Annotated in this window: 11 protein-coding genes; 10 read left to right on the forward strand and 1 reads right to left on the reverse strand. The window is 45.2% G+C overall.

The genetic code is table 11. The features are described 5' to 3' along the window. Positions 1-2: 2 nt before the first annotated feature. Positions 3-1,160 (reverse strand): 5-methyltetrahydropteroyltriglutamate--homocysteine S-methyltransferase, encoded by a 1,158-nt coding sequence (locus tag QP339_RS03125; RefSeq protein ID WP_284910383.1) that lies wholly within the window; start codon positions 1,158-1,160, stop codon positions 3-5. A gap of 321 nt (positions 1,161-1,481) precedes the next feature. Here QP339_RS03125 and cysK point away from each other — a divergent pair, with 321 nt between their 5' ends. The 10 genes from cysK to QP339_RS03175 all read left to right on the forward strand — a co-directional run bounded on the left by cysK (position 1,482) and on the right by QP339_RS03175 (position 16,397). Continuing rightward, a complete protein-coding gene (gene cysK, locus QP339_RS03130; RefSeq protein ID WP_284910384.1) occupies positions 1,482-2,429 on the forward strand; it encodes a cysteine synthase A in 948 nt (315 codons plus the stop codon). 259 nt (positions 2,430-2,688) lie between these two features. Further along, positions 2,689-3,423, forward strand: coding sequence for a GntR family transcriptional regulator (locus tag QP339_RS03135; RefSeq protein WP_284910385.1), 735 nt, complete (start codon positions 2,689-2,691; stop codon positions 3,421-3,423). A gap of 161 nt (positions 3,424-3,584) precedes the next feature. Continuing rightward, on the forward strand, positions 3,585-4,733 hold the full coding sequence (gene nagA / locus QP339_RS03140) for an N-acetylglucosamine-6-phosphate deacetylase (protein WP_284910386.1): 1,149 nt from the start codon (positions 3,585-3,587) through the stop codon (positions 4,731-4,733). Positions 4,734-4,750: 17 nt separating this feature from the next. Then, positions 4,751-5,917 (forward strand): AgaS family sugar isomerase, encoded by a 1,167-nt coding sequence (locus QP339_RS03145; protein WP_284910387.1) that lies wholly within the window; start codon positions 4,751-4,753, stop codon positions 5,915-5,917. A 43-nt stretch (positions 5,918-5,960) separates the two neighbouring features. After that, positions 5,961-7,742 (forward strand): glycoside hydrolase family 35 protein, encoded by a 1,782-nt coding sequence (locus QP339_RS03150; RefSeq protein WP_284910388.1) that lies wholly within the window; start codon positions 5,961-5,963, stop codon positions 7,740-7,742. A gap of 6 nt (positions 7,743-7,748) precedes the next feature. Further along, complete coding sequence (locus tag QP339_RS03155) at positions 7,749-8,237, forward strand: PTS sugar transporter subunit IIB (protein WP_284910389.1); 489 nt, start codon at positions 7,749-7,751, stop codon at positions 8,235-8,237. Positions 8,238-8,266: 29 nt separating this feature from the next. Next, on the forward strand, positions 8,267-9,211 hold the full coding sequence (locus tag QP339_RS03160; protein ID WP_070620626.1) for a PTS mannose/fructose/sorbose/N-acetylgalactosamine transporter subunit IIC: 945 nt from the start codon (positions 8,267-8,269) through the stop codon (positions 9,209-9,211). After that, positions 9,198-10,043 (forward strand): PTS system mannose/fructose/sorbose family transporter subunit IID, encoded by an 846-nt coding sequence (locus tag QP339_RS03165; RefSeq protein ID WP_284910390.1) that lies wholly within the window; start codon positions 9,198-9,200, stop codon positions 10,041-10,043. Before QP339_RS03160 ends, QP339_RS03165 begins: the two co-directional genes overlap by 14 nt. Positions 10,044-10,069: 26 nt before the next feature. Further along, on the forward strand, positions 10,070-10,450 hold the full coding sequence (locus QP339_RS03170; RefSeq protein ID WP_070620632.1) for a PTS sugar transporter subunit IIA: 381 nt from the start codon (positions 10,070-10,072) through the stop codon (positions 10,448-10,450). Positions 10,451-10,655: 205 nt separating this feature from the next. After that, the gene (locus QP339_RS03175) at positions 10,656-16,397 is read left to right on the forward strand and encodes a discoidin domain-containing protein (RefSeq protein ID WP_284910391.1); all 5,742 of its coding nucleotides are present in this window, start codon (positions 10,656-10,658) and stop codon (positions 16,395-16,397) included. Positions 16,398-16,578 lie beyond the last annotated feature (181 nt).

The raw sequence follows: 16,578 nt of genomic DNA on the forward strand, positions 1-16,578 counted from the left end.
TCTTAGTGGACATGGTCGGCATCGGACCAGATACGACGGGCGATATCGCGGATGTGGGCGAGTTTCTGCCATTGGTCGGCTTCGGTCAACAGGTTGCCTTCTTCCGTTGATGCGAAGCCGCACTGGGGACTGAGATAGAGCTTGTCGAGGGGGTGGTAGTGGCTAGCTTCCTCAACCCGTTGGATAATGGTGTCAGGATCTTCGAGATCGGCCTGCTTGGAGGTGACGAGACCGAGGACTACATCAACAGAATTGGGAACTTCGCGGAGCGCTTCAAAGCCGCCTGCTCGGTCCGTATCGTATTCTAAGAACTGACGATCGAAGTCTTGCTGGGCAAAGGCGTAAGGGGCAATGGCATCATAGGCTCCCTGGGACGCCCATTGCGAGCGGAAGTTACCCCGGCAGTTGTGAGTGGCAATCACCAGGTCATCTGGCCGTCCTTTAAGCACCGCGTTATTGACTTGAACGAAGTCTTCGGCTAAAGATTCAGCTAATGGATCGAAAGCTTCATGGCGGAAGGCGTAGATTTTCTCGAAGCGGTCGCGATCGACAAGGGTAATCCAGATGGGATCATCGAACTGGAGGAAGCGAGCCCCGGCCTGGTAAAGGTCTTCGAGAACTGTCTGATAGGTCGACTGGATATCTTCGAAGAGGGATTCCTTGTTGGGGTAGATCCGTTTAACATTGGCTAAGCCTGCCTCTGTTGAGGTCAAGTCATAGTAGAGTCGGGCTGGCGAAGGCAGGGTCAGCTTGGCGTCCACACCTTCATAGTCAGCCAGCACATCCCGGAGAAAAATAAAATCATCAATGAAGGGATGGTTGCTTCCTGATAGCTTGGCCACCAAGTCTAGGCTGTCGGCCTGGTACTTGACTTCTGTTTCTGATAGGTGGAAATTGGCTGCGGTCCGATGGCGATTCACCGCTTCAATACCCGTCAAGCCCCAGAAGAAGTCGAGGTGCCACCAAGTGCGGCGGACTTCGCCGTCTGTCACTTGGCCATAATCTAGCTCAACTTGCTTAGCGACAAGTTCTCGGATGGCCTGGTCTTCCACTTGACGTAAATCGGCGTCCGAAATCTGTCCTTGGCTGTGTTGCTTACGGGCTTGGAGGACTTGGGCAGGTCGCAGGAAACTCCCTACGATATCATAACGTTTCTTCATGGTCTCTCTCCTTTAATGTAGCTTACTTTAAAATAGCTCAGCACAGCTTACATAATGTTAGTCTGTAATGATCGGTATTGTCAATCAATTGGCCAGCAATTGGACTGATCGATAAACGATCAGGAGTGATCAGGAGAAGTAGAATACAAGTAAGATTGCCTAGACATCAACAAGTTAAAAGAGATTTTGAGATCTGTCTTTAGCGTTGAAGCAGAGAATTCCACGTGCTATAATCCTAGGCAATAAGCAATGATTAAATGATAATGAACTTGGTGAGGCAGGGAACTCTGCCTGCTGAAGACATAGAAAAGGGATGAGATCATGGCAATTGTAACGAACGACATTACTGACTTAGTGGGCAATACCCCTTTATTCAAGTTGAATCATATCGTGCCCGAGGGAGCAGCAGACGTCTACCTTAAGCTGGAATCCTTCAATATTGGTGGGAGCATTAAATCACGAACGGCCCTCAATATGATTCTAGATGCCGAAGAGAAAGGTCGCTTGCAAAAAGGAGATACGATTGTTGAAGCTTCGACCGGGAACACTGGAGTGGGTTTAGCTTTGATTGGTCCAGCACGGGGCTACCAGGTCCTGATCTTGATGCCGGACAGCGCCGATCCCGCCCGAGTCGAAATTCTTAAAGCCTATGGAGCTCAAGTGGAATTTCGAGACCACGAGGGAGGGGTCGATGAACTTGTGGCAGCTGGTGAAGCCTACGACCAAGAAGAGGGCTATGTCTTCATGCGCCAATTCTCAAACCCTGCTAATCCAGAAACTCATGTTAAGACAACAGGACCTGAAATCTATGAGGCACTCGGCCAAGTACCAGATGCTTTTGTAGCGGGTGCCGGCACTGGTGGGACTTTGACTGGAACGGCAAGATATCTACGAAGCAAGAGTGAAGCTGTCCAAGTCTATGCCGTCGAACCAGCTGAATCAGCCGTTCTTCATGGTCAGGAGAAGGGCCCGCACAAGATCCAAGGTATTGGGCCAGGTATTATTCCAGACACCTTAGATACAGCGATTTACAATGATGTCTTGGATGTATCTTCTGAAGCAGCCATCGACATGACCCGACGTTTGGGCAGAGAAGAGAGTATTTTTGCTGGAATTTCAAGTGGAGCTAATACGGTTGGTGCGATTGAAGTCGCTAAGAAATTAGGCGCTGGGAAGATTGTTGTTGCCATTGCACCTGATACTGGGGAGCGCTATCTCAATTCGGATATTTTTATGGCTAAGGATAGCTATGAACCGGTAAGGGACTAAGGGCTTTACCTTCCTTGAAATGGTTATTGTACGCTTTAACTTACTTGTATAACAAATATGAAGTCATTAAGAGGTCCGCTTCTGTGTTAGAACAGGAGCGGACTTTTTGTCTGAAAACAAATAGTTAATATTTTCCTTAATAGCTATTTCATTGCAAATTGAATTGACTTTCCCTATGAAAGGGGTTAAAGTTAGCTTAACTGGTAATGACAAGTGGATACAAGTAACCAGTGAATTTAATAATACGAAGGATGATTTTATGACAGCGTTACGGAAGAATTCTTCCGAAGCCTTATATGTTCAACTGGTTGAAGCTTTGATCCAACTGATTGCTGACCAGTATGCTCCAGGTGATAAGATCCTCTCAGAACGAGAGATCTGCGAAACTTATGGGGTGAGTCGGACGACGGTGCGACAGGCTTTGACGGAATTGCTCAATATGGGCTATATCTACAAGCGGCACGGCCTAGGGACTTTTGTGGCTGACCGCCAGTCCCATCGCGAGAACTTGGCTGAGAGCTATAGCTTTACTGAAGGGATGAAGAAGATTGGGAAGGAGCCGTCGACTCAGATCTTAGACTTTGCCTTGGAGCCAGCTAACTATCTCTTGGGGCGCCAGCTTGGCTTATTGCCGGATGAGAAAGTTTACCGGATTGACCGCTTACGCTTAGCGGATGGCGATCCGATGATGGTGGAGCGAAGCTATTTACCTGCTCGAGTATTCCCAGGCTTGACAGCCGACCTCCTTGAGAAGAAGCCGCTTTATGAGGTCTTTCGCCAGAATTATGGCCAGGAAATTTCCGTTGCCAATGAGGAGATCACCGCGGCCCTTATGACCAAGCTAGAAGCAGAAGTGCTTGGGACGAGCCCCCATAATCCCTGCCTCAAGATTGAGCGTCTCTCTTATAACTTGGCTGACGAAATTATTGAATTCACTATTTCAACCGCACGGGCTGACCAATTTTCCTACCATTTAAGCTTCCAAGGTCAATAAAGAGATATTTATTGAGATCGTCTATCTGTTCTAGAAATAAAATATTAAGCAATTCTTTAAAAAGACTTGACAAATCGCTCAAAAAAGAATACGCTTACATTAACTGGTAATGACATGTAATACCACTTGTCAGGATGTTCAAAAAAGAAAGGATGACTCCGATGCGACAAGCTATAAAAGCGGACCGGTTTTTCTTAGAAAATGAAATTTTAGGTCCTGGTTACTTAATTCTTGAAGATGGCAAATTCCTTACTTATAGCTCAGAAGAGCTTGAAGAAGTAGAGGATGTCTTAGATTATTCTGGCTACTGGGTGGGGCCGGGACTGGTTGATACCCATATCCACGGCTTTAATGGTTCAGATGTGATGGATGCGACGCCAGAAGCTGTTGAAACCATCCGCCAAGGCTTGCCCGCAACCGGGGTCACCAGTTTCTTAGCGACAACGCTGACGGCTTCTGTTGAAGAAACCGATCGAGCTTGCGCTGTAGTGGCAGAAGTGGCAGAGGAAGACCAGGGGGCTAAGATCCAGGGTATCTTCCTGGAAGGGCCCTTCTTTGTGGAAGCCCACAAAGGAGCTCAGAATCCAGACTATTTTATTGCACCAAGTCCAGATGTGCTTGACCAATGGCAGAAATCAGCTAAGGATTTAATCCGCAAGGCTGCCTTGGCTCCTGAATATCCTGAAACAGCAGCCTTCATTGAACGGGCTAAGGCACTCGATGTCAAGGTAGCTATTGGCCATACCGATGCCAGTTATGACCAGGCCCGACGTGCAGTCGACCAGGGAGCTAGTTTATTCGTCCATACCTTTAATGGGATGAGCGGGCTCCACCACCGGGAACCTGGCGTTGTTGGTGCTGCCATGACCCTGCAGAATACCTATGCCGAAGTGATTGCAGACGGCCACCACGTCACCCCAGCAGCTATTAAGGCCCTGCTGAATGCCCGCAATGTCAATAACACCCTCTTAGTCACGGACTGCATGCGAGCAGGTGGCTTGGAAGATGGCAATTACACGTTAGGAGAGTACCCTGTAGAGGTGAAAGAAGGAGCTGCCCGCTTGTCCAATGGGAGCTTGGCTGGTTCGGTCCTCCAACTCAAGGATGCTGTCCGCAACTTGGTTGACTGGGAGTTAACGACGGTTCACGAAGCCCTGAACATGGCGAGTGCAGTAGCAGCTCGCAGCGTGGACATCGATGACCGCTGCGGTTCAATTAAGGCTGGACGTGACGCTGACTTCATCGTCATGACGCCCCAGCTCGAACTCCAAGCTACCTATATCAACGGACAAGTCGCTTATCAAAAATAATTTGAGGAGGCTATAGAATGTTATTAGAAAGTCAAGAAAAATTAGAAAGCTTAGGGGCTGTCAATACAGCGCCTGAAATCAAACAACAACCAGAACTTTGGGAAGAAACCCTAGCAATCTACAAAGAAAACCGGGAAGCTCTAGCTGATTTCTTAGGCAAGATTGAAGCTAAACATGATCAAATTCGCATCATCTTCACCGGGGCAGGCACTTCCGCCTTTGTCGGCGAAACCGTTCTTCCTTATGTGAGCGAACAATTGGACGCCAAGAAATGGCGGGTAGAAGCCATTGCGACAACCAGTATTGTCAGCAATCCCTACCAATACCTTGAGAAGGAACTTCCAACACTTCTCGTTTCTTATGCGCGCAGCGGGAATAGCCCAGAGAGTGTAAAGACGATTCAATTGGCTCAAGACGTAATCGATGACCTCTACCAATTAACCATCACCTGTGCCCCTGAAGGAAAACTCGCACAGAATGCCCAAGGCGACCCTAAGAACTTCTCCCTCTTAATGCCTGAACGCTCGAATGACAAGGGCTTCGCTATGACAGGGTCCTACTCCTGCATGGCTTTAGCTAGTCTCCTAGTTTTCGGCCAAGAAAGCTTAGAAGACAAGGAAGCTCATGTCGCCAAACTGGCCCAAATTGGACGTGAGGTGATTGACCGAGAAGAAGAGGTCGCTAAGTACTTAGAAGGCGACTTCGATCGCGTGGTTTACTTAGGATCCGGCAGCTTGGCTGGTCTCGCCCACGAAGCCCACTTGAAAGTCCTGGAACTGACAGCAGGGCAAGTTGAAGCTAGCTTCGAATCTTCACTCGGTTTCAGACACGGGCCTAAATCCATTGTTAACGAAGACACCCTGGTCTTCCTCTTCTTATCCAACCATCCCTATACCCGCCTGTACGATATTGACCTCTTGAAGGAAGTGGCAGCAGACCAGATTGCGGAAGCAGTGGTAGGTATTGGGGCTCCGGCAGAACCAGCCTATGAAGGTGATGCCTTCACTTACCAAAGCGGGGAAGACCTGCCAGATGCCTACTTAGCCCTAGCTGACGTCATCTTTGCCCAAATCGTCTCCCTACATACTTCCGTTAAAGTTGGCAATAAACCAGATACCCCATCGCCTACAGGTACAGTGAACCGGGTTGTAAAAGGGGTAATCTTACACGACTACCAAGCTTAAGACTGAACGACAGACGCGACAAAGACTGGAAAGGATTTGACCGATGACTTCATTCAACATCCAAGGCGAAGATTTTATCCTCGATGGCCAGCCCTTTAAGATCTTGTCAGGGGCTATCCACTACTTCCGACTGCCGCGCGCAGATTGGGAACACTCCCTCTATAATCTAAAAGCGTTGGGCTTCAACACTGTAGAGACTTATATTCCTTGGAACTGGCATGAGCCCCAAGAAGGTGAATTTGATTTTGAAGGGGACAAAGATGTCTGTGCCTTTATCGAGACGGCCGAAGCTTTAGGCCTCTATGTCATTATCCGTCCCTCGCCATATATTTGTGCCGAGTGGGAATTTGGCGGCTTGCCCGGCTGGTTGCCTAAGAAATGTCAACGGATGCGGAGCTCTGACCCCGATTACCTCCAGGCCGTGCAAAACTATTATGATGTCCTCCTCCTCAAGCTTAAGCCCTATCAAATCACTGAAGGGGGCCCCATTCTCATGGTTCAGATTGAGAATGAATATGGGTCCTATGGCGAGGATAAGGCCTATCTCAAAGCCATTTACCATATGCTGAGGGAAGGCGGCATCGATGTCCCCCTCTTCACCTCAGATGGCGCTTGGCGGGCCACCCTAAGAGCAGGGACCTTAACTGACTTGGAAGAGGAAAACATCCTCATGACAGGTAACTTCGGCTCCCGGGCCAAGAAGAATTTCACGGCCCTACGCGCTTACCAAGAAGAAGTTGGTCAGGTCGGTCCTCTTATGTGTATGGAATTCTGGGACGGCTGGTTTAACCGCTGGGGAAGCGACATTGTTACTCGGGAAACTTCCGAGTTGGTCGATGCTGTTAGAGAAGCACTAGAAATCGGTAGTATTAACCTCTACATGTTCCACGGGGGAACTAACTTCGGCTTCATGAATGGCTGTTCTGCCCGAGGGACGCGGGACCTGCCCCAAATCAGTTCTTATGATTACGGGGCTCCCCTAGATGAACAGGGAAATCCGACTGACAAGTACTATGCCATCCAGGAACTGATCCATGAGATGTTCCCAGATCTGAGTCAAACGAAACCTCGGATTAAGTCTTGCTTAGCTGAACAAGAGCTGGAGCTGACTGATCGAGTTAATCTCTTTGAAGTCTTAGAGGACATCTCTGATAAGAAGTCGAGCCTCTACCCTCAATCCATGGACCAAGTCGGCCAGTACTATGGTTACATGGTCTACCGGACCCAGTTTGAAAAGGATGCTGAGACAGAGCGTCTCCGCCTCATCGATGGCCGGGACCGGGCCCATGTCTATGTCAACCAAGATTTGGTGGCTACCCAATACCAAGAGGAAATTGGGGAGGATATTGAAGTTGATTTAAGTGAAGACCAGAACCAACTGGACATCCTCTTTGAGAATATGGGCCGGGTGAACTATGGTCATAAGCTCCAAGCCGATACCCAAGAGAAGGGCCTCCGCCAAGGGGCCATGGCCGACCTGCACTTTATGCTCAATTGGGACCATTACCTGATCGACTTTGACCGGGCAGACCAAATCGATTTCAGCAAGGACTGGTCAGAAGGACAAGCTGCTTTCTATCGCTTCGAGTTAGACTTAGACCAAGTGGAAGATACCTTCCTCGATTTGACCGGCTTTGGCAAGGGGATTGTTCTCGTCAACGGTCATAATCTCGGCCGCTACTGGGAGCGTGGCCCGATTCGCAGCCTCTACTGCCCAGGTGCTTTCTTACAAGCAGGCAAGAATGAGATCCTGGTTTTTGAAACAGAAGGTCGGTCAGCAGACCATATTTATTTAAGAGAAGAACATACATTTATTAAGGAGTGATCAGCCATGATTATTGCATGTCGTATTGATGGCCGCCTGGTACACGGGCAAGTGGCTAACTTGTGGACCCCTAAATTATCGATCGAACGGATCATCGTTGTCGATGACAAGGTTTCAGAGAGTAAGATTGATAAAGCGGGCCTGCGCCTCGCTACCCCTAATGGTGTCCGCCTCAGTGTCTTACCTGTGGCCCGAGCAGCCAAACAAATTAATGAAGACCGTTACAAGTCGCAACGCGTTCTGATTGTCGCTAAGACGCCAGCAATCTTCCTCGAATTGATTGAAGCAGGCGTTCCAATCGAAGAGATCAATGTGGGCAATATGTCCCAAACAGATGAAACCACTTCGATTAGTAATTCCATTAATGTGGTTCAAAAAGATGTGGATGACTTCCATAAGATCGCAGATCATGGGGTGAAATTAATCGCTCAGATGGCACCTAGTGATCCTGCTAAGGAATTCATGCCCCTACTCGAATCTAAGTTTAAGTCATAATGAATTAAAAATTTTAAGGAGGGATTATAATGGCTATTCAATGGTGGCAAATTTTATTACTCACGTTGTATTCTGGCTATCAAATTTGGGACGAGCTCCATCTGGTGACCTCAGCCGGGTCAGCCGTTTTCGCAGGTTTATTCACTGGCCTTGTAATGGGTGATGTGAAGACGGGGCTAATCATCGGTGGGGCCATGCAGTTAACCATTCTCGGTGTAGGGACCTTCGGGGGAGCTTCACGTATCGATGCCAACTCCGGGACCGTTCTGGCGACAGCTTTCTCTGTAGCAATCGGCATGGAACCCGAACAAGCAGTGGCAGCTTTGGCAGTGCCTGTAGCAGCTCTTATGATTCAAACGGACGTATTGGCACGCTTTGCCAATACCTACTTTGCACACCGGATTGATTCTGCAATCGAGAAACATGACTATAAAGGAATTGAACGCAACTATCTCATGGGGATCCTACCTTGGGCCTTATCCCGGATGATTCCAATCTTCCTCGCGCTAGCCTTTGGGGGCGGCGTGGTACAAACCGCAGTGGACTATCTGAATACCAACCTCGCTTGGTTAGCAGATGGCTTAACCCTAGCTGGACGCGTTCTACCTGCAGTTGGTTTCGCTATTCTCTTACGTTACTTACCTGTTAAGAAGAACATTGCTTACTTAGCGCTTGGCTTTGTGATTACAGCTTTATTATCAACTGTCTTCTCGAATATTACTGCAATCAGTGGCGAATTAGGCAAACTCGCTGAAGAATTGAGCGGGACATTCGTTCCACTGCCAATGTTAGGGGTATCCCTGATTGGTTTTGCCCTAGCCTTTATCCACTACAAGAATACTGTCGAACGCCAAGCCTTAGAGGATAAGTTAGCTAAGGCGCCTGCTGCGGGAGCGGTTAATGAAGGTTCAGCAGACTCAGCAGTTGAAGGCAATCCAGTAGAGGAAGGAGAGATTCTCGATGACGAACTCTAAGGAACAAGTTCAAGTAGAAACTTCTGACAAGAAAACAGGCTACAAACTCACTGAACAAGATTTTAAACAAATTAACTTAAGAAGTCTATTCGCTTTCCAAGCGGGCTGGAACTATGAACGGATGCAGGGATCAGGTTATCTCTACACCATCCTGCCCCAATTGCGCAAGATCTATGGTGATAAGACGGATGAATTGAAGGAAGCCATGAAGACCCATGCCCAATTCTTCAACACCTCAAACTTCTTCAATACGATTGTTACAGGGATTGACCTTGCCATCGAAGAAGAGGAGGGAGCAGAGAGCCTGGATACCGTAGCAGGTTTGAAAGCTGGTTTAATGGGCCCCTTCGCTGCGATTGGGGACTCACTCTTTGCAGCCTTAGTACCAACGATTTTTGGGGCTATTGCTGCTAACCTCGCCTCTCAAGGAAATCCATTCGGTGTTCTCTTATGGGTCGCTGCTGGCCTAGTGATCTGCGTCTTCCGCTGGAGACAATTAAAGTATGCCTACCGGGAAGGATCTTCCTTAGTTAATGAAATGCAAGGACAGTTAAGTGCTCTAACAGAAGCAGCCTCTCTCATGGGGGTCTTCATGGTGGGTGGTTTAATTGCTACCATGGTCAATGTAGAAATTGCCTTCGCCCCAGAAGTTGCAGGTGTAACAGTTAACTTCCAAAATATTCTCGACCAAATCTTACCGAAAATGGTACCAGCATTGATTGTGGGATTCGTCTACTGGTTACTGGGTAAGAAGAACATTACTTCAACTAAGGCTATCTTTATCGTATTGATCTTATCGATTGCCTTATCAGCTTTAGGTGTACTCGGATAGTTTAAGCAAATAAAGGAGAATTTAAAATGAAAGCATTAGTTTTAATCAGTCATGGGAGCTTCAGTCAAGGCATTAAGGAAAGTGCCGAGATGATTATGGGACCACAAGAAAATATCTATTCGCTCAGTCTACTACCTGAAGAAGGAGCGGAAGACTTTGAGAAGAAATTTACTGATCTCATCGATCAGTTGGATGATTTCGTTGTCTTCGCCGACTTAGCCGGGGGGACACCTAACAATGTTGCCGCCCGCCAATTACTGGAAGGCAAAGACTTTCAACTTTATGCGGGCATGAACCTACCCATGGTGATTGCTTTCGTCAACGGTCAACTCCTTGATACAGATATGAACTATCTCGAAGAAGCTAAGACCAATACAGTTAATGTGAACGAACAACTCGGACTCTAAAGGGTGAGAGCAAAGGCGTCCAGAAAGGGATGACTGGAGGAAAAGTGGATAAGAGCGGCTTTAGCCGATCGCTCCACTTTTCTGAAGTCACTTCCTTTCTGCCTTTGCGAACCCGACTATTATAGAAATACCCAAGAGCTTAACAGGCTCTTGGGGATTTTTTTGCAGCAGTTTTGAAAGCGTTTTATATTAGGAGGAGTAAAATATGCTGGGTAAAAACAATCGTTTTGAACAAGAGAAGAAAATGACTGACAAACATAGCTACTTTAGCCTTCGTAAGACAAAGTTAGGCTTAATGTCATGTTTAATCGGACTAGCCTGTATCTATCAAAGTTCAGAAGTTGTGCTTGCTGAAGAATTAGTGTCTGCTTCCTCTGTTGATAAGCAGGAAGAGCGGCTTCCTGTTAATTCTGAACTAGCGGAAGAGCCTGGGCTCTCATCAGAACAAGACTCGCTAACTAGCTCAGATGAGTCTTTAAATCAGAAGAAAACAGAAAAGGCTAATGAATCTGGCCATGAAGAAAAGACTAAAAAAGTTGGAACTGAACAAACTACCCCTAATTCTGAAGCTGCTAGTGTAGGAGAAAAAGGTGAAGACCAAAAACCGTTAGAAGAGAAAGAAGCTATCCCTTCTAAAAATGTAGCGGATTCCGTAGTAGAAAAAAATCAGGAAGACGAGCGAAACGATAAAGGTCATTTCAAAGTGCGCGCGGCAGATATCGACCTATCTTCAGAAGATAACGGACTCGGAGCCATTAATAACTATCGACAAAATGACAATGTTATTGAATTAGACTATGAAACTGGTGAAAAGGGGCAATTAGTCTTTAATCAAGATAATATTTTTAGATACTATATTGATCCTAATGGTAATTTTTCGAATCCCTTACCTTCTCGAGCAGATAAACCGGCTCAAATTGTCAAAAGTGATTTTATTAAACAGTCAGTGGTTCCAATTGTGTCAGAAGTAGGGAATATCCTGCGTATTGCAACGAATCAGATTGTTGTTGACTTGGATAAAAATACGTCCTTAATGAAAATAAAAAATGCCCAGAGTGGAAATATTGTCTTGGAAGAGGCTAAGCCTTTAGTCATTTCTGATACTGATACAACCCAGTATTTAAAATCAAATGAAAAGAGTCATTATTTCGGGGGCGGGACCCAGAACGGGCGTTTCGCACATAAAGGAAATAAAATCAATATTGAAAATGAAAATGTATGGACGGATGGTGGGGTAGCCTCTCCTAGTCCTTTCTATTTTTCAACAGACGGTTACGGAGTTTTAAGAAATACCTTTGTCAAAGGGCAATATGACTTTGAATATAGTCAAGCAGATGAAGTTGCTACTAAACATGAAGAAGAAAGATTCGATGCTTATTATATTATTGCTGATAAAGCTCAAGATATTATCAAGGGCTATTATGAAATCACAGGGAAACCCATTGTTCTTCCTGAGTTTGCTTATTATGAAGGTCATTTGAATGCCTATAACCGTGATTATTGGTTAGAAGCGACTGAGAACACGCCGGGTGCTATTTACTTCGATGAAATCGGAAAATGGTTTGTTGAGGTACAGCCCTCAGCTTTAGGAAATCGTGAGGGTATCAAAGAAACATTAAATGGCGAACCTAGTGATAAGAATTATCCATTTACAGCGCGTGCAGAATTATTACGCTATAAGAAGCACGATATGCCACTAGGATGGATGCTAGTGAATGATGGCTATGGAGCAGGTTATGGTCAAGAAGATACCCTAGACGGTAATATCAAAAACTTACGAGAATTCTCAGAATGGGCCGATAAGAACTTTAATGTTAAGACGGGGCTATGGACCCAATCTGAATTGACACCTGATGAATCACAACCAGCCTTGTTGCAAAGAGACTTAGCTAAAGAAGTGAGTGAAGGCTTAGTCCGCGTTTTGAAAACAGACGTTGCTTGGGTAGGTCCTGGCTATTCCTTTGGGCTAAACGGTGTACAAAATTCTGCCAAAATTATGGTTGAAGAAAGTGGCGGTATGCGTCCCTTTATCATTTCCTTAGATGGTTGGGGCGGTACACAGCATTACGCAAGCATTTGGACAGGTGACCAAACTGGTGGACAATGGGAGTATATTCGATTCCACATTCCAACTTATATTGGTACTGGACTATCCGGTCAGCCTAACATTACTTCCGATGTGGATGGCATATTTGGGGGCAATAACCCTGTCATCAATACACGGGATTACCAATGGAAAACATTTACAACCATGCTATTGAACATGGATGGTTGGGGATCTAATCCTAAAAATCCTTTCGCTTTTGATGCAACAACAACTGATATTAATCGTTCTTACAACAAATTGAAGTCGATTCTTTTGCCTTATACTTATAGTATCCATCACCATGCGGAAGATGGAAAACCGGTTGTTCGAGCTATGTTTATTGATTTCCCAAATGAGGAGATAAACTATACAGATCGTATGAATTACCAATATATGTATGGTGATAGTTTCCTAGTCGCTCCCATTTATGAGAATACATCGGCTGATCAAGAGGGTAATGATATCCGTAATGAAATTTACCTACCTAAAGGCAGTCGTTGGATCGATTATTTCACTGGAGACGTCTACGATGGTGGACAAATGTTGAATAATTTTGAAGCTCCAATTTGGAAAACACCAGTCTTTGTAAGAAGCGGAGCGATTATTCCGGTCAATGCTCCAAATAACAACCCTAAAGATATTGATCGGACATTGCGTAAGATAAGCTTCTATCCAGATGGTGAAAGTCAATTCACTTTAGTGGAAGATGATGGAGTATCAATGGATTACACGAATGGAGGACGTGCAACAACACGCATCCAATCTAATGCTGCAGAAGATGGCCATGTTGTACTAACGGTTAACCCAAGTCAAGGTAATTTTGATGGGCAAACCGCTCAAAAACGTACTCAATTTAATGTCAACACCACTAAAAAACCGCAGGCTGTTGAACTATTCATTAATGGAGAGAAAGTAAGCTTAACCGAAGTTAATTCATTAGATGAATTCAATAATGGCAAAAATGTTTATTATTACGATAAGGCACCTAATTTAAATCAATTTTCAACTGAAGAAGGTAAATACTACGGCAAGGAATTGATCAAGAACCCTGTTCTACGTGTGATCACTGACAGCTATGATGTGACTCAGACAGAAGTTCGAGTGGAATTAGATGGTTTTGAATATGATCAGAATAAATTCACTCCGATTGTAGGTGAAAGCGGTGAAGCACCAAACGTTCAAGTAGCAGCAGATGGCTTAGGTGCCTATTCCGTACCACTAAACTGGACAGCTGTTGATCAGGCAGACCGTTATGAAGTGCTGGCAGATGGCATCGTCTATACCAATATACTGGATAACCACTTTGTTCATAATGGATTAGATCCAGAAACTGAGCATAGTTACAAGGTTCGTGCTATTATTGGGGACCAAGTGACACCATGGTCGACAGAAATTGTTCAACAAACAGCTGAAGACCCTTATCGTAATGCGGTGAAAGATATTGTAGTCAGTTCCAATACCCCTGCTCAATCAGGACAAGACTTGTCTAATCTAGTGGATGGTGATTTGGCAAGCACCTACCACTCAGATTGGGGTAAGAAGGCTGTTCCGGAAGCTTTAACCTTTGACCTAGGGCGCGCTTACAAACTAGACAAAATGGAATACTATCCACGTACAGATGCAGGTAATGGGACTATCTTACAGGGGGATATTCAGTATTCGATCGATGGTGTGAATTGGAAGCCGACAGATAACGCCTTCCAATGGTCCGCAGATAATGAAATGAAAACCATTGATTTATCTACGTTGGAAGCGAGATACGTTCGTGTAAATGTTAATCAAGCGGTTGGAGACTTCGTATCAGGTAATGAGATGTTGTTCTATCATCAAGATGGCGATGAAGGTTATGTGGTTGGAGATATTACAAATGATGGTTTGATTAACGAAAACGATTTAACTTCGTTTAGAAACTATGCAGGTCTAAAACGAGGAGATTCAGACTTTGAAGGCTATGTTGAACGGGCGGATTCTAACAAGAACGATGCGATTGATGCTTATGATATTTATCTTGTTACCCATCAAATGAATCAATCGAAATTGTATCCTATCCGTCAAGCTTACGGTTCTTTAGAGTGGGTAACCAGTCAAGAGGAAGCGAAAGCCGGTGATGAGGTGAAGGTTGTTTTACGTGGGAATGGACTCAAAAATGTTCAAGCCATCAACGCAACTTATACGATTGACGGCGATCGCTATGAAGTTGTTAATGACCAAGTTAACACCAACAATGCCTTAGCTGATATGAATAACTTCTCGAGAGTACGTTCGCACTCAGACAATACACGGACAGTGAATGCTATTCTGGTCAACGATGGAGGTAGCCAACCTATAGATGCTGAGAAGATTGATATTATCAGCTTTACCTTACGTGTTAAGAAGGATGGACCAGTTGATTTAAGTCTGGAAGATCCAATGCTAATTGGTAGTAACTTACTAGCCAATGATGGCACAATTACGGATGTGGAAGATAGTGTTATCCGAGAAATTGAAGTAGTAGCGGATAAACCTGATCAGCCAGGAAGTGAAATAAGTAATTTAGTTGATGGTGATTTTAACAGCCAGTATCACTCCAAATGGCAAACACAAGCGGTTCCTGAAACGATTGTCTTTGACTTTAAGAAAGCTTATCACTTAGATCGATTAGAGTACTATCCACGTACAGATGCAGGTAATGGGACAATTTTAGAAGGGACAATTGAATACAGTAGCGATGGTGAAAATTGGACTGAAATTCCAAGCTCAATTAAGTGGTCTCATGATAATCAAGTGAAGCAATTTGACTTATCAGATGTGACAGCACAATATATACGAATGACCGTCCAAAAAGCGGTGGGAGATTTTGTTTCTGGCCGTGAAATGACCTTCTATCATACAGGAGAAGCTGAAGCTACTGAATCACCTCTCGCCAAGCTTGAAGAAGGCCTAGCGCTCCTTGAAAATTATGAAAATATACTGACCGAAAAGATTGAAAGCGCACAAAAGGATCCAAACATTGATACTGTGCCGTTAGTTAGTCAACTGAGCCAGTATAATCAAGCGCTAAAAGCTCTGAAGCAAATGATTCAAGCTGTGCCAGATAATAGCCAAGGAAAAACAGAGCTGTTAGACCGCGTTAATGCACTCTCTGAACTAAGCCTTGCGCAGGAGGAAGAGAACCAACGACCAAAACCTGGCCAAGGCGATCAAGATCCAAGCACAGGTGAAGAAGATAGTAAGCCAGATTCAGGAGATGGCCAAGGCGACCAAGATCCAATCAAGGGTGAGGAAGACGGTAAGCCAGATTCAGAACCAGACCAAGGCGACCAAAATCCAATCAAGGGTGAGGAAGACGGTAAGCTAGATTCAGAACCAGACCAAGGCGACCAAAATCCAAGCAAAGGTGAGGAAGAAGGACACCAAGATTCAGAACCAGACCAAGGTGATCAAGATCCAATCAAGGGTGAGGAAGACGATAAGTTAGATCCAGAACCTGGTCAAGTCGAGGGCGACCAAGGCTCAAGTGGAGGACAAGTAGATAAGCCCGAAGCTGAAGAGGATACGACTATTACAGCCGAGGATCCAGCTCTTGTAACGCCTGACATCGAAGAGACTAGCCAGGTAGATGAACAACAAGCGAATTCAGATCAGAAAGAAGACGAACAGATAGTAGCAGCTGAACAGATTAGACTTGATAAAAGACCTGTTAGCGACACACCCTTTGTTTATAAAGACAAAGATCTTCTTCAAAAATTAGTTAAAGAAGAAGACGGAAGAAGACTGCCGCAAACTTCTGCCACAACATCTTTCTTATCGATTGGTTTAGGATTAGTCTTTACAGCAATCGGGGGTTCTCTCCTTAGCAAAACAAAAGCTAACAAAAAATGAAAGACTAATCGCTCGTAGTGGTATGTTAGTTCTAGTGAAGGTGAGGAAATAGATCTTTAGATAAAAGTTGAGAAGTTAGTGGAAGCTAATTTCTCAACTTTTTAATTTTTAAGTTAAGAAATATGGACAAGTAAGATTCAGTTTGTGAGCAAAGGCAGGTAACACATCATTCCTAACGAAA

The organism is Aerococcus sp. UMB7834 (assembly GCF_030215145.1).
Taxonomy (GTDB): Bacteria; Bacillota; Bacilli; order Lactobacillales; family Aerococcaceae; genus Aerococcus.